The sequence below is a fragment of the Pedobacter aquatilis genome (assembly GCF_030409415.1).
Taxonomy (GTDB): domain Bacteria; phylum Bacteroidota; class Bacteroidia; order Sphingobacteriales; family Sphingobacteriaceae; genus Pedobacter; species Pedobacter aquatilis.
In genome coordinates this window covers 151,030-171,840 of record NZ_JAUFPW010000011.1, presented here as the reverse complement: position 1 = coordinate 171,840, position 20,811 = coordinate 151,030, and the positions used below count along the sequence as shown (strand labels likewise).

The 20,811-nt window shown below is 36.4% G+C and carries 17 protein-coding genes; 8 read left to right on the top strand and 9 right to left on the bottom strand.

Annotated features, from left to right (window positions below; all coding sequences use genetic code 11):
- Position 1: 1 nt before the first annotated feature.
- Complete coding sequence (queG, locus tag QWY86_RS03850) at positions 2-934, bottom strand: tRNA epoxyqueuosine(34) reductase QueG (RefSeq protein ID WP_290238955.1); 933 nt, start codon at positions 932-934, stop codon at positions 2-4.
- Positions 935-1,071: 137 nt separating this feature from the next.
- On the opposite strand from queG, the gene QWY86_RS03845 reads away from it, so the two are divergent.
- On the top strand, positions 1,072-1,278 hold the full coding sequence (locus QWY86_RS03845; protein WP_290238953.1) for a hypothetical protein: 207 nt from the start codon (positions 1,072-1,074) through the stop codon (positions 1,276-1,278).
- A 68-nt stretch (positions 1,279-1,346) separates the two neighbouring features.
- Here QWY86_RS03845 and QWY86_RS03840 read toward each other — a convergent pair whose 3' ends face one another.
- The 4 genes from QWY86_RS03840 to pdxH all read right to left on the bottom strand — a co-directional run bounded on the left by QWY86_RS03840 (position 1,347) and on the right by pdxH (position 6,124).
- On the bottom strand, positions 1,347-2,855 hold the full coding sequence (locus QWY86_RS03840) for a carbon-nitrogen hydrolase family protein (protein ID WP_290238951.1): 1,509 nt from the start codon (positions 2,853-2,855) through the stop codon (positions 1,347-1,349).
- A 523-nt stretch (positions 2,856-3,378) separates the two neighbouring features.
- On the bottom strand, positions 3,379-4,401 hold the full coding sequence (ruvB, locus tag QWY86_RS03835; RefSeq protein WP_290238949.1) for a Holliday junction branch migration DNA helicase RuvB: 1,023 nt from the start codon (positions 4,399-4,401) through the stop codon (positions 3,379-3,381).
- 166 nt (positions 4,402-4,567) lie between these two features.
- Complete coding sequence (locus QWY86_RS03830) at positions 4,568-5,455, bottom strand: 3-hydroxybutyryl-CoA dehydrogenase (RefSeq protein WP_290238947.1); 888 nt, start codon at positions 5,453-5,455, stop codon at positions 4,568-4,570.
- An 18-nt stretch (positions 5,456-5,473) separates the two neighbouring features.
- Positions 5,474-6,124: a pyridoxamine 5'-phosphate oxidase gene (gene pdxH / locus QWY86_RS03825; protein WP_290238944.1), complete on the bottom strand. Its 651-nt coding sequence runs from the start codon at positions 6,122-6,124 to the stop codon at positions 5,474-5,476.
- A gap of 46 nt (positions 6,125-6,170) precedes the next feature.
- Between pdxH and QWY86_RS03820 the strand changes: the two genes are divergently transcribed.
- Complete coding sequence (locus tag QWY86_RS03820; RefSeq protein WP_290238942.1) at positions 6,171-6,734, top strand: YqgE/AlgH family protein; 564 nt, start codon at positions 6,171-6,173, stop codon at positions 6,732-6,734.
- 103 nt (positions 6,735-6,837) lie between these two features.
- Here the strand turns inward: QWY86_RS03820 and purE are convergent, their stop codons facing one another.
- Positions 6,838-7,320, bottom strand: a complete 483-nt coding sequence (gene purE, locus QWY86_RS03815) for a 5-(carboxyamino)imidazole ribonucleotide mutase (RefSeq protein ID WP_290238941.1) — start codon at positions 7,318-7,320, stop codon at positions 6,838-6,840.
- A 58-nt stretch (positions 7,321-7,378) separates the two neighbouring features.
- Positions 7,379-8,518 (bottom strand): 5-(carboxyamino)imidazole ribonucleotide synthase, encoded by a 1,140-nt coding sequence (locus QWY86_RS03810; protein ID WP_290238939.1) that lies wholly within the window; start codon positions 8,516-8,518, stop codon positions 7,379-7,381.
- A 311-nt stretch (positions 8,519-8,829) separates the two neighbouring features.
- On the opposite strand from QWY86_RS03810, the gene QWY86_RS03805 reads away from it, so the two are divergent.
- On the top strand, positions 8,830-10,020 hold the full coding sequence (locus tag QWY86_RS03805; RefSeq protein WP_290238937.1) for a BaiN/RdsA family NAD(P)/FAD-dependent oxidoreductase: 1,191 nt from the start codon (positions 8,830-8,832) through the stop codon (positions 10,018-10,020).
- A gap of 212 nt (positions 10,021-10,232) precedes the next feature.
- On the opposite strand, the gene QWY86_RS03800 is transcribed toward QWY86_RS03805, so the two are convergent.
- Positions 10,233-10,949 carry a hypothetical protein gene (locus QWY86_RS03800; RefSeq protein ID WP_290238935.1) on the bottom strand — a complete coding sequence of 239 codons (717 nt, stop codon included), beginning with the start codon at positions 10,947-10,949 and terminating at the stop codon, positions 10,233-10,235.
- A gap of 223 nt (positions 10,950-11,172) precedes the next feature.
- Here QWY86_RS03800 and QWY86_RS03795 point away from each other — a divergent pair, with 223 nt between their 5' ends.
- The 3 genes from QWY86_RS03795 (at position 11,173) to QWY86_RS03785 (ending at position 14,103) form a co-directional block, all read left to right on the top strand.
- A complete protein-coding gene (locus QWY86_RS03795; RefSeq protein WP_290238932.1) occupies positions 11,173-13,374 on the top strand; it encodes a B12-binding domain-containing radical SAM protein in 2,202 nt (733 codons plus the stop codon).
- A gap of 61 nt (positions 13,375-13,435) precedes the next feature.
- A complete protein-coding gene (locus tag QWY86_RS03790) occupies positions 13,436-13,744 on the top strand; it encodes a type II toxin-antitoxin system HigB family toxin (protein WP_290238930.1) in 309 nt (102 codons plus the stop codon).
- A 2-nt stretch (positions 13,745-13,746) separates the two neighbouring features.
- Positions 13,747-14,103, top strand: a complete 357-nt coding sequence (locus QWY86_RS03785) for a helix-turn-helix domain-containing protein (RefSeq protein ID WP_290238928.1) — start codon at positions 13,747-13,749, stop codon at positions 14,101-14,103.
- Positions 14,104-14,237: 134 nt separating this feature from the next.
- Here the strand turns inward: QWY86_RS03785 and QWY86_RS03780 are convergent, their stop codons facing one another.
- Positions 14,238-17,465, bottom strand: a complete 3,228-nt coding sequence (locus QWY86_RS03780; protein ID WP_290238926.1) for an amidohydrolase family protein — start codon at positions 17,463-17,465, stop codon at positions 14,238-14,240.
- A 73-nt stretch (positions 17,466-17,538) separates the two neighbouring features.
- On the opposite strand from QWY86_RS03780, the gene QWY86_RS03775 reads away from it, so the two are divergent.
- Positions 17,539-19,431, top strand: a complete 1,893-nt coding sequence (locus QWY86_RS03775; RefSeq protein WP_290238923.1) for a RecQ family ATP-dependent DNA helicase — start codon at positions 17,539-17,541, stop codon at positions 19,429-19,431.
- Between the two features lie 57 nt (positions 19,432-19,488).
- A complete protein-coding gene (locus QWY86_RS03770) occupies positions 19,489-20,787 on the top strand; it encodes an MFS transporter (protein WP_290238921.1) in 1,299 nt (432 codons plus the stop codon).
- Positions 20,788-20,811 lie beyond the last annotated feature (24 nt).

Genomic DNA, 20,811 nt, shown 5'->3' with positions numbered 1-20,811 from the left:
TTTAAGATTGTAAAAAATCAATATTTCTTTTCAAACCTATATATTTTGTTCGTTTTACTGCAGAACCTTTAAATACCTTTTTAAAAACCTCATCCGTAATTTCGGTAAGTTCTTTAGCACTTAAATCTAGCAAGCCATTTTCTGGTTTAAAGGCTTCTTCATTATGTGCTTTTGAAAAGCGATTCCACGGGCAAACATCCTGACAAATGTCGCAACCAAACATCCAGTTATCCATTCTATCTTTAAACTCATTTGGTATTTCATCTTTAAGTTCGATGGTTAAGTAAGAAATACATTTTTTACCATCAACAACCTGTGGAGCAATAATTGCATCCGTTGGACAAGCATCTAAACAACGCGTACAAGTGCCGCAATGGTCGGTTTGAAATGGGTTATCGTAGTCCAGTTCTAAATCAATTATCAGCTCTGCGAGAAAAAAGAATGAACCATTCTGCTTGCTGATTAAGTTGGAGTTTTTTCCTATCCAGCCAATTCCCGAACGTTTAGCCCAAGCTCTATCTAAAACGGGTGCAGAATCTACAAAAGCCCTTCCCGAAACTTCACCAATATTTTCTTCAATAAAATGAGTAAGTTCCTTTAGCTTATCTTTTATTACGGTATGGTAATCTTTTCCGTACGCATATTTGGAAATTTTTGGAGCGTTTGGGTCTTGTTGTTTATCATCCGTATAATAATTTAATGATAAGGAAATTACTGATTTTGCACCATCTACCAATAACCGAGGGTCGAGGCGTTTATCGAAGTAATTTTCCATATATTTCATTTCGCCATGGTGATTATTGTTTAACCACTTTTCCAAACGGGGTGCTTCCGCTTCTAAAAATTCTGCTTTCGAAATGCCACAATCAAGAAAGCCGAGGCGCAAGGCTTCGGCCTTTATCAATTGACTATATTTTGCAGAATTATTATACATCGCTTTGCAAAGATAGGGCTTAGAATTAAAACCTTTTGCTTTATTGCTTGTTGTTATTTTAAATGCTACAAAATTGATTTGAACTTCATTTCAGAATCCTTTTAGGCAAATAGTCCAACTAACGCAAATTTTTAACAATGGAAAATATAGATCCGAAACATACGGAAAGTGGAGAAGCTCCAAAACCGATAGAAAAAGATTACGAAAGTCATAAAGAAGATCCAGGACCAGCACAACCGGCAGTTACCGAAAAGGATGAAAATGGTGCAGGTTCGATCTTAAAATGGATATTACCAATTGCCGTAATTATCGGCTTAATCGTATGGTTCGCCATGAGCAAGTAATTAGCTTTAGTACAATTGAAAAAGCCGGTTATCGTATTGATAATCGGCTTTTTTTTGTGTTTAAAAACTTATTTTAACAGCTTAACCTGGTACAAATCTTTACGTCTGTCCTTCAAAACTTTCACTGTACCATAATGATGTAATTCATCCAGAAGATGCAAATCCACATCAACTACTAAAACCATTTCGGTATTTGGCGTAGCTTCAGCTTTTACCGCATTGGTTGGAAAAGCAAAATCAGATGGCGTAAAAACAGCCGATTGAGCAAATTGAATATCCATATTATTCACCTTTGGCAAATTACCTACGCAACCAGCAATGGCAACATAACATTCGTTTTCTATCGCCCTCGCTTGTGCGCAATGCCTAACACGGGTATAGCCATTTTGCGTATCGGTTAAAAACGGAACAAATAAAATCTGCATACCTTGGTCGGCATAAATTCTGCTTAATTCCGGAAACTCAACATCATAGCAAATTAAAATCCCAATTTTCCCACAATCGGTATCAAAAACCTGAACTTTATCTCCACCAATCATCCCATAATATTTCTGTTCGTTTGGTGTAATATGAATTTTCCTGTATTCATCAATTTTACCAGTTCGGTGGCATAAATAGGTTGCGTTGTAAAGTTTGCCGTCATCAAGCAATGGCATACTTCCGGTGATAATATTTACATTGTAACTCAGTGCGTATTCATGCATTTTATCAACAATTTCCTGCGTTTTTTCGGCGAGCTTCCGCATGGCTTCAATTTCAGGTAAATGATTGTACGGTTGCAGAAGCGGTGTGTTAAAAAGCTCCGGAAACATTACGAAATCTGATTTATATCCGCTCAGTGCATCAACAAAAAATTCAACTTGCTCGTAAAAGGTTTTTAAATCTGGAAATAAACGCATTTCCCACTGAACCAAACCCAATCTAATCGTCATGGCAGAACGTGCCGAAGCATCTAATCCTTGATAATAAATGTTATTCCATTCAATTAGTGTTGCATATTCTTTTGATTCTTTATCTCCGGGAAGGTAATTTTTTAAAACCTTTCTAACGTGAAAATCATTAGAAATCTGAAAGGTTAGGGTAGGATCATAAATTTCTTTGCTTTTTACCTTATCAATGTACTGCCTTGGTGTTAAAGTTTCGGCATAGGTATGGTAACCTGGAATTCTTCCTCCGGCAATAATACTTTTTAAGTTCAGACTCTCGCAAAGCTCTTTTCTGGCTTCATACAATCTACGCCCTAATCTCAACCCCCTAAATTCAGGATGTACAAAGATTTCGATTCCGTATAAGGTGTCGCCATTTGGATCGTGAGTTGTGAATGAATAATCGCCAGTAATTAATTTGTAGGTATGCCTGTCTCCATATTCGTCATATTCAACAATTATAGCTAACGAACAGGCCACAACTTTATCATCAACAGCAATGCATAATTGCCCTTCTGGGAAAATAGTTATAAGCTTGGCAATACTAGATTTGGGCCAGATAGAACCACCCATGCTATCATAAGCCTGCAACATAGATTCTTTCAAATCGGCATAATCTTCGAGCGTTAATCTTCGTAATTCTATATTCATACTTTGCTGGTTTTACAACTAATGAACAGAGAAAGGAGGTTAATGTTTGCCTTTTTAACTGCCATTTTTGTAGAATTGTTTAGTTTTTGGAAATGAAAGCCACAATTTCATTGGTAAAAACAGTCGGGCTGTTCGCTAAATCTTTTTTGAAACTACTGTCATTCTGAGGAACTAAGACCTGCGGAGCAAGCATGAATTCCATAACAAGAATAAACAACCATGAATAATCTGTTTCATCGCTTGCAGATGCTTCGATCCTACCATTGACGTTTTTACATCGGTCGTCATTGCGAAGCTGGGTTTGTGTGAGCTGAAGCAATCTATTCCTATTAATCTTTAAATGAGATTGCTTCGTACCTCGCAATGACGAGCGGCTTAAAATGTTAGTTATATCCACTCTTACGAAATAAATTAACCATCAGCATGGCAGGAATACGAAGTTTTATCTGTCAAAAAAGTATAACGCTTCCATCCCGTTTAAGAACAAAGGATTCTGCAAATATTGCCAAAGCCTTTTAAAACACTAAAACAACTTCCCAGTCTGACCAGGCCAATTCTTCTTTAGGTGCTTATAAGCCGCCTCGGTAACCTCACGCCCGCGTGAAGTACGCATGATGTAACCTTCTTGAATCAGGAATGGCTCATAAACCTCTTCAATTGTTCCTTCATCTTCACCAACAGCTGTTGCAATGGTTTTCAAACCAACCGGTCCGCCTTTAAATTTATCGATAATGGTTACCAATATTTTATTATCCATTTCATCAAGTCCATGCTCATCAACGTTTAAAGCATTTAAGGCATAACTTGCAATTTCTGTATCAATTTTGCCGTTACCTTTTATTTGGGCAAAATCTCTCGTTCGGCGTAAAAGCGCATTCGCAATACGCGGCGTACCACGACTTCTTCTGGCAATTTCATAAGCACCCTCATCGCTGATAGGCGTTTTCAAAATCTCAGCAGAACGCAGAACAATGGTAGTAAGTAGTTTTGCATCATAATAAGCTAGCCTTGCATTTATCCCAAAACGAGCCCTTAATGGTGCGGTTAGCAAACCAGAGCGTGTGGTTGCACCAACAAGTGTAAATGGGTTTAAAGAAATTTGCACTGACCTTGCATTTGGTCCGGTTTCAAGCATAATATCTATCTTGAAATCTTCCATAGCGGAGTACAAATATTCCTCAACCAAAGGTGATAGACGGTGAATTTCATCAATAAATAAAATATCTCCCTCATCTAAACCAGTTAATAAGCCTGCTAAATCCCCAGGTTTATCTAATACAGGGCCAGATGTTACTTTTATACCAGTAGCCATTTCATTGGCTATAATGTGCGATAATGTTGTTTTCCCTAATCCTGGGGGGCCATGAAGTAAAACATGGTCCAAAGATTCTCCACGAAGTTTGGCTGCCTGAACAAAAATTTTCAGGTTTTCCATAACTTTTTCCTGCCCGGTAAAATCCTCAAAAGCTTGCGGCCGTAAAACACGTTCGATGTCTCTATCGGTAGGCGTTAAATTGCCTGCTTCTGGGTCAAGATTTTCGTTCATTTTCTTAGTATCAAGTATTTAGTATTTAGTATCATGACTTGATGCCTAAATCAAAGCTGCTAATGTAAATCAAAATACTCAAATTTTTAGTATTTTGATTTACATTATTTGTGTTTTATGATGAATGATTAACCTTATCTAAGTACTTTTTACTAAATAATTACTGCTATTTAAATTTGTCAGCTACTACCAATTCTTTTGAACCAGCGGTATATTTATAAAAACCCTCTCCAGTTTTTATGCCTTTTTTGCCAGCAGCAACCATGTTTACCAAAAGCGGACAAGGTGCATATTTTGGATTACCAAAACCATCATTTAACACTTTTAAAATTGCCAGACAAACATCCAAGCCAATAAAATCAGCTAATTGCAGTGGTCCCATCGGATGCGACATACCTAATTTCATAACGGTATCAATTTCATAAACACCAGCAACATTTTCATACAAAGTGTAAATTGCCTCGTTAATCATCGGCATTAAAATGCGGTTAGCCACAAAACCAGGATAATCATTTACCTCAACTGGTGTTTTTTGTAAACTTTCAGAAAGCGACATTATTGTTTTGGTGGTTTCATCACTGGTTTGGTATCCTCTAATCACCTCTACCAATTTCATCACCGGAACGGGATTCATAAAATGCATACCTATAACTTTATCGCCACGATTGGTAACAGCAGCAATTTGAGTAATTGAAATTGAAGAAGTATTGGAAGCCAAAATAGCATCAGCAGGAGCGAAGCCATCCAAGGCCTTAAAAATTTTAAGTTTAAGCTCCATGTTTTCTGTAGCGGCTTCTACAACTAAATCAGCATATTTAATACCATCAGCAATAGATATGTAAGTTGTGATATTATTTATGGTATCAGTTTTTTGAGCATCCGTTAGGGTTCCTTTAGCTACCTGTCTATCCAAGTTTTTTCCTATGGTTGCAATCGCCTTATCTAAAGCATCTTGGTTAATATCTATTAAATTAACACTAAACCCGAACTGCGCAAAAGTATGTGCAATTCCATTTCCCATTGTACCTGAACCTATTACTGATATATTTTTCATTATTTTTTCGTTGGATGTTTAAGGAGCCAATCTATTCTTAACCCAGCTTCCTTTTATTAATTCAAAATTAATTCTATCATGCAATCTACTTCGTCGACCCTGCCAAAATTCTATACGCGTAGGTTTAACGATATAACCGCCCCAGTGTGCAGGTTTTAAAATTTCTTTATCATCACTTTTAGATTTTAGTTCTTCAAACTTCTGCTCTAGAATTTGCCTGTTTTCTATAATTTGGCTTTGGGGAGAAGCAACGGCTCCAATTTGGCTGGCAACTGGTCTGGTTTTAAAATATGCTTCAGAAGTTTCTTTATCCAACTTTTCTACCATACCCTCAATACGAACTTGTCGTTCTAAATCAGGCCAAAAGAAAACCAAAGCTGCATAAGGATTACGCTTAAGCTCTTTTCCCTTAGCACTTAAATAATTCGTAAAAAATCTAAAGCCATCTTGATCAACACCTTTTAAAAGTACGATACGAGCATCTGGTCGGCCGGCTTTATCGGCTGTTGCCAAAGTCATTACGTTTGGTTCGTAAACCTGGGCTTCAACGGCGTGGTCAAACCATTTTTTAAATTGCACAATCGGATTATCATCTACGTCATTTTCATCTAATGTAGCGCTTATGTAATCTTGGCGCAGGTTTTGTAGAAATTCATTTGTAACTTGCATAAAACAAAAATAGGCATCTTTTATGGTGCTTCAAATGATTATCATCATGTTAAATAATATAAAACCAAAAACCGGCCGATTACTGATTTCTGAACCTTTTATGGCTGACCCAAATTTTAAGCGTTCCGTGGTTCTAATAACCGAACACGGCGAAGAGGGAACAGTTGGTTATATTTTAAATCAGGTTGGTAATTTGCTTTTAAAAGATGTTATTCAGGATTTGTGGGAAGCTCAGAATCAAATTTATTTTGGCGGGCCAGTTGCTGCTGATACATTGCATTTCATACATCGTGCTTACGATAAGTTGCAAAGTGGGGAAGAAATTGGCAACGGTATCTACTGGGGTGGTAATTTCGAAACATTGAAAATTCTTATCAATACCAACGCAATACAGGAAGATGAAGTTAAATTCTTTTTGGGTTATTCAGGTTGGGATAATGGACAATTAAGTCAGGAAATTGAACAAAACGCCTGGATGGTTAGTGATGTTTCACACCCTGATATTATTTTCGGTAATGATGACGAGAAACTCTGGAGAGATGTTATCGTAAACCTGGGTCCGAAATATGCTCATGTGAGCAATTTCCCAGTAGACCCAAGTTTGAATTAGATTAGTAGAAAAAGTCCGGTGTCGGAAGTCTGATGTTAAGCTGTAATTTTTTTATATTTAAAATGAGCAATATATCATCCAACTTCGAACTCCTGGCCTCAGACTACAAACTATCAGCGCTTTCTTCAACTTTCTTTCTCAACTCATCTTTATAGGCTTGCATTTTAACCGTCAAAGATTCATCAGCAGTAGATAAAATTTGAGTAGCCAATAAACCAGCATTTTTAGCGGCATTTAACGCAACCGTAGCAACAGGAATACCATTTGGCATTTGTAAAATTGATAAAATACTGTCCCAACCATCAATAGAATTTGATGATTTTACAGGAACGCCAATAACGGGAAGCGTAGTAATTGATGCAACCATTCCTGGTAAGTGTGCTGCACCGCCTGCGCCGGCAATAATTACCTTTAAACCTCTGCTTTGAGCTTCCTTTGCATAATTGAACATACGTTCAGGCGTTCTGTGTGCAGAAACAACTGTAATTTCATAGTCAATCCCAAATTCTTTTAAAACATCAGCTGCATCTTGCATAACAGGCAAATCAGATTTGCTGCCCATAATTATTCCAACTTTCGCACTCATTTTTTGCTTTTATCTTTGTTCTTTAATCTTTATTCCTTGCTCTTTAATCTTTGTTCCCTTAAGCAATCACCCTCAATGTTTTCTGCACGTACCTGGCCTTTTCAATCGCCTTTTCCCTATCAATATCAACAATAGTTACGTGGCCCATCTTGCGGAAAGGCTTTGTATATTTTTTGCCATATAAATGAACAAATACACCATCAATCGCTAAAATCTTTTCCAAATTTTCGTATTTAGCAACGCCTTCTGAGCCTTTTTCACCCAATAAATTAATCATTATGGCATTCGTAATACTTGTGGTATCACCCAAAGGCAAATTATATATCGAACGTAAATGTTGTTCAAACTGAGAAACATAATTGCCCTCAATTGTTTGGTGGCCACTGTTATGCGGACGAGGTGCAACCTCATTCACCAATAACTCACCATCCTTACATACAAACATTTCTACAGCTAAAATTCCGGTAATGTTCATCGATGAAGCGATGTTTTTGGCAATATTTTCTGCCTTTTGCTGTAAACTTTCTGCGTACGTTGATGGCGAAATTAAAAATTCAACCAAATTGGCTTCCGGATTAAATTCCATTTCCACCATCGGGAAAGTTTTCATATCACCTTTAGAATTTCTGGCAACTATTACAGCAACTTCCTTCTCAAAATCCACTAACTTTTCGATAATGCAAGGCGCATCAAAAGCACCGTTTAAATCTTCAGCGCTGTTAATTCGCATTACGCCTTTGCCATCGTAACCATCCTTTCTCAACTTTAAAATGTATGGAAACGGAATCTGGCAATTTTCCATATCCTCTTTCGTATTTACAATTTGAAAAGGGGAAGTAGGAATGTCATTTTCTTTAAAAAACTGTTTTTGAACGCCTTTATCCTGAATTAAACGAATAACTCTCGACTGTGGAAAAACCTGTTTGCCCTCTTTTTCAAGCTGTTCCAAAGCATCAATATTCACTTTTTCAATTTCTATGGTGATAATATCGGCTTTCTTACCGAAGTTATAAACCGTATCAAAATCAGTAATCGAGCCATTTTCAAAGTGGTTTGCAATGTGTTTGCAAGGCGCATCTGGGTCAGGGTCTAGAACCAAAGAAGTTACGTTGTAGTTAATCGATTGCTGAATCAGCATTCTGCCTAATTGGCCACCACCTAAAATACCTAACTTTAATTCGCTTATCTGTTTTGCCATCAATAAAAGAGATTTTTAAGTCACAAAAATAGTAAAAAGAACAAGGATAAAGGCAGAATGATTGATTTGTAACATTAATTTTCGAAGCGCAAGGCTATTACAACTATTAATGCTCAGTCCCGCTTTTCGTTACAATCTTTTTGTTATCACTGCCATTAACTTCTGTCATGCTGAGCCTGTCGAAGCATCTGGAACTAACAAACAATCCTTCGACAAGATCAGGATGACACCAACAAAAAGTATTTCCACTTCAATCGCGGCTATAAAACAACTAACACAACAATAACTCTAAAACTTATAACTTTGCTGCTATGAATGCTGATGCAATAATTATTGGTGCGGGTGCTTGCGGATTAATGTGTGCGGTGCAAGCTGGATATCTTGGAAAAAGAGTGATTCTGCTGGAAAAGAATGAAAAACCAGGTGCCAAAATCCTGATTTCTGGCGGTGGCCGTTGCAATTATACCAATCAATTTGCATCGGCAGAGCAATTTATCTCGGCTAATCCACACTTTATAAAATCTTCCTTTACGCAATGGACGGTTGATGACACCATCAGTTTTTTTGAAACCTATGGCATTCAAGGCAAAGAAAAAACATTAGGTCAATTATTTCCCGATGAAAAAAACGCCAAAGATGTAGTTCAGGTTTTTACTTCGATTTGCGAAGATTTTGGTCAGGAAATTCGTTGCAATGCAGATGTAAAAGATATCGAAGTATTACTTGATGGATTCAAGGTAACTTATGAGAAAAATGGAAACAAAGTAGTTTTAAAAGCTGAAAAATTGGTTATTGCAACAGGTGGTTTACCGATTCCAAAAATGGGTGCCACCGATTTTGCTTTACGCTTTGCTAAAAAACATAACTTAAAAATTATAGAAACTGCTCCGGCCTTAGTTCCTTTAACCATTACCGGTAAGGATGAAGAGTGGTTTGCGCAACTTTCGGGTAATTCGGTTTTTTGCGAAGTCAGCAATGATGAAATTTCATTTGAAGAAAATATTTTATTTACACATTGGGGCTTAAGCGGACCAGCAATTCTGCAAATTTCATCATTTTGGCGTAGGGGTAAGGTTGTCAATTTAAATCTTCTGCCCAAACAAAATATTATTTCGTTATTGGATGATGAACGTAAATCGAACGGCAAAAACATGTTGTCAACTTTGTTAAATCGTTATTACACTAAGAAATTTACTGATGCTTTAGGTAAGTTTCTACCCTTAACAAAACCTGTTGCATCCTTAACAAAAGCCGAAATTGACTTAATAGAGCAAACCATTCATCAATTTAAAGTAAAACCAGCAGGCGATAAAGGCTATGATAAAGCTGAAGTTATGCGTGGCGGAATTGATACTAATGAGATATCTTCGAAAACTTTAGAGTGTAAGAAAATTCCTAATTTGTTTTTCGGTGGCGAATGTATGGATGTTACGGGTTGGCTTGGTGGCTATAATTTTCAATGGGCCTGGGCTAGTGGTTTCGTAATCGCACAGAATTTGTAAAGTATTTATTGCCACGGAAATCACGGAGAAAAAATGAGCATCCTGAAATTCCGTTTCAAAATATTCAACTCTAGTGATTGCGATGTACAAAGCATCTCATTTATAGAAAATTATTAGCAAAAGCATTAGGATTGCTTGTGCCAAGCAATGACGATTTGCTTATAATAAGATTTTCAGTGACTTCCGTGTTTCCGTGGCAAAAAGCTTATTAACTACAAATAAACATTAGGCATAATTTCCCATGCCCATGGCTTTTTAAAAGTCTTAAAAGTTCTCAACTGACTAAAATATAATACCTCGCTACTTTTTCGATTTGCCACATCACGTCGATGTAAATTACCTACCGTTGTAAATAATTCACGGGTTTTAAAATCGTAAATTCTTTCGGTCATATCGCCAGTATTTTGGTTGAAATAGAGATTAATCGCACTAGTTAAAAACCAATCCTTATTTTCGAATTTAAAAGTATAACCCATTTCCCAACGCCATTCGGCACCACCCTGAAACCGCAAATACAATTGTTGGTCTTTAATTCCGATTTGGTTAAGCGGGTCTCCAAGTTTGCCGCCCTCTTGTGACCGTAAGATAAAATCGTTATTTTGCATGGATAACCGAAATTCTCCATTCGTTTTATCCTTAAAATAAATCGCTAAAATTCGTGGCTTTTGCGTTTCTTTTATGATTTCGGAGTTGTTATCGCCATAAGTTCTTGTCTCATCTGTAATTTTATTCGATTCAAATACAAGGACCAAATCTTCAACGCCGTCATTGTTTAAGTCTCCATTTGCGGTTTCAATGATAGTCCAGTTTGCAGGTTTTAAATCTTCTGCTATTAAACCTTGCGATTTAACTTTTGGGAAAATAAATGATTTCTGAGCGAAAGAGATTTCAGCAAAAATTATCAATAAAAGGAATAGCAAAAATCTCATATTATGTAAATGGCGTTGATGTATTTGTAAAACGTGTTTTTTATTGATTTAGTTTAGCATAACTCTCGAAGTGCCGTCTTTTCGACTGCAGCGCAGCGAAATGAAGAAATCTTTGAAACGGATAAGCTAATTACAAAGATTTCTCGGCTTCCCTCGAAATGACAGAGATTACGAATCGGATAACTCCTAAAATTCCCTTACTTTTGCACTTTAAATATTTCTTTTGAAGACAGAACTTTTTATCATAACGCCACCTTTTACCCAACTGAATACTCCTTATCCAGCAACAGCGTATATAAAAGGCTTTCTAAACACAAAAAATATATCTTCAACTCAGGCCGATTTGGGAATAGAAGTGATTCTTAAAATGTTTTCAAAACAAGGTTTGATTGATATATTTTTTAAGGCAGAGCATAGTCGAAGTGCTTCAAGTCCAAATTCTAAAAGAATTTTAGCCTTACAAGATGAATACTTAAAAACAATTGATTCGGTTATTGATTTTCTCCAAGGCAAAAATCCAACTTTAGCACTACAAATTTGTGGAGATAATTTCTTACCTCAAGCCTCTAGATTTGCGCAATTAGAAGAATTGGATTGGGCTTTTGGCGCAATGGGAACGCAAGATAAAGCCAAGCATTTAGCCACGCTTTATCTCGAAGATATTTCTGATTTCATCGTAGAATGTGTAGATGAAAACTTCGGCTTTAGTAGATATGCGGAGCGTTTGGGCAGAAGTGCGAACTCTTTTGATGAGCTTTACAATGCGTTGTGCCAGGAGCCAAGTTACATTGATAACATTCTGATTTCTATTTTGAAAGAATATATAGAATCCGTTCAACCAAAATTATTTTTGATTTCAGTTCCTTTTCCAGGGAACTTATATAGTGCATTTCGTTCGGCACAATGGGTTAAAAAATACCATCCAGAAATTAAAATTTCTATGGGTGGGGGATTCCCAAATACTGAATTACGCTCCCTTTCGGATAAACGTGTTTTTGAGTTTTTCGATTTCATTACGTTGGATGATGGCGAACTACCGATTGAATTACTGATTCAAAATATTAGCGGAAATGTTCCATCTGAAATGCAAATGTACAAGCGTACATTCTTGCTCGAAAATGACAAAGTAGCTTACAAGAACGATTCTTTTAGAAAAGATTATAAGCAAGCTGATGTTGGTACACCTGATTATTCGGGTTTGTTATTAGATAAATACATTTCCGTAATCGAAATTGTAAATCCAATGCATCGGATGTGGAGTGATGGACGATGGAATAAGCTTACGATGGCTCACGGTTGTTATTGGGGCAAATGTACGTTCTGCGATATTTCTTTAGATTATATTAAGGTTTATGAACCTGTTCAGGCGAAACAAATTGTAGATAGGATAGAAGAACTTTCCACAAAAACTGGTCAGAATGGTTTTCACTTTGTGGATGAAGCCGCACCACCAGCATTAATGCGTGAAGTAGCTTTGGAAATCCTGCGAAGAAAATTAGCTGTAACCTGGTGGACAAACATCCGCTTTGAAAAAAGTTTTACTGCTGATTTATGTTTATTACTGAAAGCTTCTGGCTGTATTGCCGTTTCTGGTGGTCTAGAAGTGGCATCTGATAGGTTATTGAAACTGATAGACAAAGGCGTAACGGTTGAACAAGTTGCAAGAGTAACTCGAAATTTTACCGAAGCGGGCATCATGGTGCATGCCTATTTGATGTACGGTTACCCAACGCAAACGGTTCAGGAAACGGTTGATAGTTTGGAAATGGTTCGCCAATTATTTGAAGCTGGGATTTTGCAATCTGGTTTTTGGCATCAGTTTGCCATGACAGCGCATAGTCCTGTAGGCATGTATCCTGAAAAATTTGGCGTGGTTAAGGAAACAGAAGTGATTGGAACTTTTGCGAATAACGACATTAATTACACGGATAAAACTGGCATCGACCACAACAAATTTAGCTTCGGATTGAAGAAATCGCTTTTCAACTTTATGCATGGAATTTGCTTTGATTATGACTTGCAAGATTGGTTCGATTTTAAAATTCCACGAACAAAAATACCCTCTGATTTTATTGAGAAAGCCATAAATGAAGATAATAACTTCAACACAAAACCTACTGCAAAGGTGGTTTGGTTAGGTAGCAAACCTAATGCTGATTTTTTTACTAAAACTAAAAAAGGCAATTCCTGGGAAATGGCTTCACTAACTTTTCATGATAAAAAAGAAAGCTTTACCGTTCAGACCAGCAAAACCGAAGGAGAATGGTTGGTTTCCATTCTAGATAAAATAAAAGTTTCTGGAGATAAAATTTATTCATTTCAAGAAGTAAAAACTGATTTTGAAAAGGATATGGAAAACTTTGAATTATTCTGGTATTCGAAACCGATTAACACTTTGAGAGAGTTTGGATTGTTGGTGTTGTAATTTGAAAATTGTTTTCCACCAGAGAACTTTGTATATTTGTTTTCTAATAGAAAACTATTATATGTTTAATATCATTAACAGAAAAACCCTTTTGGATTACAGTAAAATCTATCCGAAAGCTAAAAATGCGCTTTTCGAATGGTATTATGAATTTTTAACTACAAGCTTTAAGAATTTTCAGGAACTAAAAAGCATTTATGGCAATGCCAGTTTAGTTGGTGATGACAGGGTAGTTATAAATATTATGGGCAATAAGTATAGATTAGTTATAAGGATTGTTTTTCTATATAAAACCATCCAGATAAAATGGTTCGGCACCCATAAAGAATATGATGAAATTGATGTGGCTACAGTAAAATTTAAATCATAAAGATGGATTTACAAATAATTAATACAGAAAAGGAATATCATAATCTATTAAATTGGGTTGATGAGCAATTTGATTTATCTGTACATCCTGATAGCAAAGATGGACAAAAACTACAAATTGCATTATTGCTTATTAAACAATATGAAGATTTGCATTATGTAATTCCATTCCCCGACCCATTAGAGGTTGTGAAATTAAAGATGGAAGAAAAAGGTTTAATCAACAAAGATTTAGTTGATTTGATAGGAAGTAAGGGTTATGTTTCTGCTTTGCTAAATGGTAAAAAGCCACTTACCTTACGCATTGCAAAGTTGTTTCATCAAAAATTAGGTATCCCTGCAGCTGTATTATTAGCTTAATCTTGGTATCCATAATGTATAAATTGGAGTACTTTAAGCGAGTATGAGTGGCTAAAATTAACCTTTCAAGAAATTTAAGATTCATTTAAGCTTATTGTCCTAAATGAATCTTAAGTTCTTTCCAATGTTAAAACCTAATCGCAATGCGGAACGGTATAAGTCCAGGTTTCTGATTCTCCATTTGGAATAATGTAACCTGTGCCTTTTGCATTTTCGAACCATAATTTTCCACGAAGTTTGTCTCGGCTTCCAATCTCATTCATCGTTGCGCTATCGTATAAACGCCCATTAATCATTACATATTTAATCTTCTCTGAATTACGGATATCATCCAAAGGGTTTGCATCCATAATAACCATATCCGCTAATTTTCCAACTTCTAACGAACCAATTTCTTTATCCATTCCTAAATAATGTGCACCATTTAAAGTTGCATTTCTTATGGCTTGTAAGGGTGAAAATCCACCTTGTACAAACATCCACAATTCCCAATGTGCGCCCAAACCTTGAATTTGTCCGTGTGCGCCAAGGTTAACTTTTGTGCCACCATCAGCAATTTGTTTAGTTGCTTTTGCAATGTCGATATGATTGTAATCGCTATATTCTGAAGTTGTTCTACGTCTTGCTCTCGAATCAATAATCGAACGAGGTGTATACGTCATTAACTTTTCGTTTTCCCAAACATTAGTTCTATCATACCAATAATTTTCGCCCCACTGACCGCCATAAGCAACAATTAAAGTTGGTGTGTAACCAACAGTGGTATTGTTCCAAAGCGTGGTTACATCTTTATAAACTGGTAAAACCGGGATGCTGTGTTCAATTCCGGTGTGTCCATCAGCAACCATATTCATATTGTGAAAAAATGTGGAACCACCTTCCGGAACCACTTCCATTTTTAATTGACGGGCAGCCTCTAAAATTTGCTGGCGTTGTTCTCTACGAGGTTGATTGTATGATTTTACTGAAAATGCACCTACAGCTTTTAGGCGTTTTAGGTTTGCCAAGGCATCATCTAAGCTGTTAATCACAACCTTGAAATCGCCATCGGCACCGTACAAAATTCCACCAGTTGAATAAACCCTTGGTCCAATCATTCGGCCAGCTTTAAGCATTTCACTTTGACTAAAAACCATTTCCGTATTGCTCGATGGGTCGTGAGCAGTGGTAACCCCAAAGGCCAGATTAGCCAGATAACTCCAATCACTTTGTGGCGTAATTCCATCCGGACTGGTGCGTAAATGTGCATGCACATCAACAATCCCAGGGATAATGGTTTTGCCGGTTACATCGATAATTTTTGCATTTGCAGGAATTGTAACCGCATCAGCTTTTCCAATTGCCGTAATTTTATTTCCATCCGTTAAGATGGTTCCATTCTCAATAACTTCATCGCCTTTCATTGAAATTATTCTTGCACCTTTTAATGCTACAATTCCAGTTGGCGCATCAGATTTTAAAGTTAGATTGATATCAATTGATGAAGCTTGTGTTTTTGGAGTTGTACCATCAAAATTGAAAGCACTATTTACATCAATGGTAAAATATTTTGGTCCTAAAGTCCAATGTAAATTTTTACTATCTGCGCTCCATTGCATATATGTACCGCCATTGGTTGTAACTTTAGCTACAGGAATTGCTTTGTTTCCTGCAGATGCATCTTGCGCCACACCAACATTGATCATCGGCGTGATGTAGACATTAAACAACTCGTTAAAGGCCAGCCATTTATTATCAGGACTAACAACAAATTGATTTGCATATTGAGAAGTAAAGTGAGTTCTTTCATTCGCTCCATTCAAATCAATACTTTTCAAAGCCTTTTTTCCTTCAGCAAAACTTTGAAAATAAATTCTGGTATCAGTATTATTGAAAGATGGTTTAATTCCATTTTCAGAAACCAATGTTTTAGCACCACCATTTGCAGCAATGATAAAAATACCGGTTCCGCGACCGTAATTATAGCCTAAAACATCATTTCCACTTCCTTTTCTGAAAACGATTTTATCACCTTTGGTAGAATACTGCGGTGAATAATAAAAGCCCTTTTCATCACTCAGCGTTATCGTTTTGCCCGATTTTAAATCTGTTCTTTTAATCGCTCCGCGAAGTTCATCGCTCCAACTGGTGTAAATTACGTACTTTCCATCCGGACTAAAGTTTGGTTCAAACTCGAAATCCAAACCACTTGTTAATCTTTCTGGTGTTCCGTTTGGCAATTCTTGCTTATATAAATAACCTGCAGCGTTAAAAACGATTGTTTTGCCATCAGGTGATGTTGTTAACTGGCGAAGCATTTTAGCCGAAAAATCATTGCTAAAAACATTTTGTTCGAAATGTAAAGCTTGCTGTACGGTTTGAACTGTATTTGCTTGGAAAGGAATGGTCGAAGTGATTAATGTAGCCAATTCGGTTTTTCTGATTTTTCCTTTCGCATAAAACACCAAACTCTTGCTATCGGGCGTCCAGGCAAAGTTTGGATAAACACCAAAAATAGCCCACGTTTCTTGTTGGTCGTGAGATAAATCTTCGTTAACAGGCCACTCTTCGCCTGTTTTTATATTTTGAACATACAAAGTAGATTTTAAGCGAACACGTTTTACAAAGGCAATTAAATTTCCATCAGGAGAAACTTGCGGACGGCAAGCTCCACCTTGTTCGTTAATTAGCGTTGTTAATTTACCAGTTGTTAAATCCAGCTGACGAATGGCATAAATCGTTCCATTTGGGTCTTTACTGTATTCAAAATTTGGTCCTGGCGTAACATCCTCGCTAAAATAAACAAATCTGCCATCGGGCGAAACGTTTGGTTCTCCTGCATCTTGCTGGTCGTTTTTGCGTTTCGTTAACTGAACACCGTCACCGCCATTAATATTATACATCCACATTTCGCCTGCACCTAGAGAACGACCTGCTGTAAAGTGTTTTCTAGCCACAATATATTCACTATTGGGCATCCATGTTGCATTATTCAAAAGCCTAAAGCTTTCTTTGGTAACTTGCTTTTTATTCGAACCATCGCGGCTCATAATCCAAATATTATCACCACCATTTTTATCGCTCGTGTAAGAAATATACTTTCCGTTAGGGCTAAAACGAGGTTGTACATCGTAAGCGATACCGCCACTAATTAATTTAGCCTGTCCGCCTGCAATTGGCATGGTATAAATATCACCCAGTAAATCAAAAACAATTTCCTGACCATCTGGACTTACATCCAGATTCATCCAGGTTCCTTCATCTGTATTTAAGGTGAAGTTTTTGGTTGTTCCCATGTATTTTTCTACATCCCATTTCTTTTCCTGTGCGTTTGAAGTAAAAAATAGGAGCGAGAGTGCCGATAGAAAGTAGAGTTTTTTCATTAAAGTTTTGGATTAATTGTGGCGCAATTTAGTAATATAACAAGCTTTTTTATAGTTTTGATACCGCCGATTTATGACAGCAATAGAGATTTTACAAAAATATTGGGGACATCAAGCTTTCAGACCCTTGCAGCAAGATATTATTACTTCTGTTTTAGAAGGAAATGATAGTTTGGCTTTATTGCCAACTGGCGGTGGTAAATCTATTTGCTTCCAGGTTCCTGCATTGGTAAAAGAAGGAATCTGTATCGTGGTTTCGCCATTAATTGCCTTAATGAAAGATCAGGTAGAAAACCTGAAGTCGAAAGGGATTGAGGCCATTGCCATTTATGCAGGAATGGGCAAACGGGAAATCGATATTCTTTTGGATAATTGCATTTATGGAAAGATAAAATTCCTCTATTTATCGCCAGAAAGATTATTATCAGATTTGGTTCGTGTTCGAATTTCTTACATGAATGTTAATTTAATTGCTGTTGATGAAGCGCATTGTATTTCGCAGTGGGGTTACGATTTTCGTCCACCATACCAGCAAATTGCCAAGCTCAGGGAAATTCATCCTGATGTACCTGTTTTAGCACTCACGGCCACCGCTACAGATTTTGTTAGACATGACATCATCGAAAAGCTTGAGATGAAAAACCCTGAAGTTTTTATTAAAAGCTTTGCTCGAGATAATTTAAGCTATGTTGTTTTTAATAAGGAAGATAAATATAAAAAGCTAATTGACATTTGTAGAAAGGTTAAAGGCACTGGTTTAGTATATGTTCGAAACAGACGAGAAACTGCAGAGGTTTCAAATTTCATAAACAGAAACCAAATCAAGGCCGATTTCTATCATGCCGGTTTAGAGCGTGATGTTCGTTTTCAAAAACAAGAAGACTGGAAGCTAAACAAGACCAGGATAATGGTGGCAACAAATGCTTTCGGAATGGGGATTGATAAAGCGGATGTTCGATTTGTGGTTCATTTAGATTTGCCTGAAAGTTTAGAAGCCTACTATCAGGAAGCGGGTAGAGCCGGACGCGATGAAAATCGAAGTTATGCTGTTTTATTAGCCAATCAATCGGATATTTTAAGCTTGGAAACCAGATATGTAAACAGCTTTCCTTCTCCGGATGAAATTAGAAAAGTTTATCATTATTTAGGAAATTATTTTCAATTGGCTTTTGGTGCAGGTGAGGGCTTGACTTTTACTTTTGATATAGCTGATTTCTGTAAACGATTTAATTTTAGCGTTTTAAAAACAATTTCTGCATTAAAATTTTTAGAGCACGATGGTTATGTGATTCTTTCAGAAAGTGTTTTCTTACCATCAAGGTTAATGTTTACTGTCGGCCATGAAGATGTGTACCGTTTTCAGATTGAAAACAAGGCTTATGATGGAATTATTAAAACCATTTTACGTTCTTACGGCGGTGCTTTTGATGGTTTTGTTAAAATAAATGAATCAGATTTAGCAAAAAAAACGGGATTATCTTATAAAGAAATTATAGTATTTCTGGATAAATTACAGTCGATGGAAATGCTTACTTACATACAACAAACAGACCAGCCACAATTGCAATACATAAGAGCAAGGGTTGATATGCACCATTTCGATGTAGACGTAAAATATTTAGAGCTTCGGAAGGAAATTCTGCTTAGACAAATAAATGCTGTGGTTAGTTATGCATCATCCAATATTTGCAGAAGCGTACAATTACTTAATTATTTTGATGAACACAATACTACAAAATGCGGTGTTTGTGATATTTGTCTGGCAGAAAAAAGACTAGAAAATGAGGTGCAATTAAACGATGAAATTGAATTTGAAATTGTTTCCTTACTTCAACAACAAGCCTTAATTTTAGATGATTTGGTTATCAACATAAAAAATGGTTCTGAAAATGAGCGTATCGATACCATTCGCGAATTATTAGATGCCGGCAAGATTAAAACTGACGGAAAGAAGTATTATCTTTAGCTGTAAAATCATTACAATCAAACAATCAGTGTAATCATCCGCGAAGCGAAAATTCAAATGATAAAAAAAGATAATAAGAAAACCATTCGTTCATGGGCTTTCTTCGACTGGGCAAATTCTGCCTACAACTTAGTGATAACTTCAACAATTTTCCCTGTTTATTATGTAGCGGTAACCACAACCGAAGCGCATGGCGATGAGGTTACATTCTTCGGAAAAACGTTTATCAATACTGTTTTATCAAACTATGCGTTGGCTTTTGCTTATTTGATAATGGTTGTGCTTTTGCCAATTTTATCTTCTTATGCTGATGCAAAGGGTAAAAAGAAATTCTTTATGAAACTGTTTACATATGTAGGTTCAATTGCTTGCATGGGTTTGTTTTTTTTTAAGCTTGAGACTTTAGAAGCTGGACTAATATGCTTTGTTTTAGCCGCAATGGGCTATGTTGGCGGTGTTATGTTTAATAATTCTTATTTACCAATAATTGCTTCAACCGAAAATCAGGACAAAGTAAGTGCACAAGGATTTTCATACGGCTATGTTGGTAGCGTAATTTTACAGTTAATTTGCTTCGTATTTGTTTTGAAACCCGAGCTTTTTGGCATTACTGACAAATCATTACCTGCACAAATATCATTTTTACTTGTAGGTATTTGGTGGCTGTTATTTGCTCAAATTCCTTTTAAAGCATTGCCAAAAGATATACCAAACCCGGCATCTGTTGGTAAGGGCATTGTTAAAAGTAGTTTTGGCGAGTTTGCAAAAGTTTGGCAACAGCTAAAACGAATTAGTTTTTTAAAAACATATCTGTTTGCCTTTTTCTTTTACTCAATGGGTGTTCAAACCATTATGCTTGCAGCTGCAGGTTTTGGTGCTAAAGTTTTAAAATTAGAATCGGGTAGTTTAATTGCAGTAATTTTAATTATTCAGTTGGTTGCAATTTTAGGTGCTTGGTTAATGTCGCTTTTGGCAAAGAAATGGGGTAACATCAATGTGTTAATTCTTGTGGTTTTAGTTTGGATAGCTTGTTGCATTTACGGTTATTCTATTACTACAGAATATCAGTTTTATGGGTTGGCAGCAATAGTAGGCTTAATTATGGGTGGAATCCAGTCACTTTCTCGGTCTACTTATTCAAAACATATTCCTGAAAATACTACAGATACTGCATCTTTCTTCAGTTTTTACGATGCAACAGAGAAATTAGCAATTGTCATAGGTTTATTCAGCTTTGCTTTTATAGAAGGAATCACGCACAATATGCGCCAATCCATCATTGCTTTGGCATCATTTTTTATTGTTGGCTTAATCTTTTTAGTAATCTTGAGGAAAATCGAGCGCAAAGAAAAGTAAAATTGTAAGTTTGTAGCTCGAATC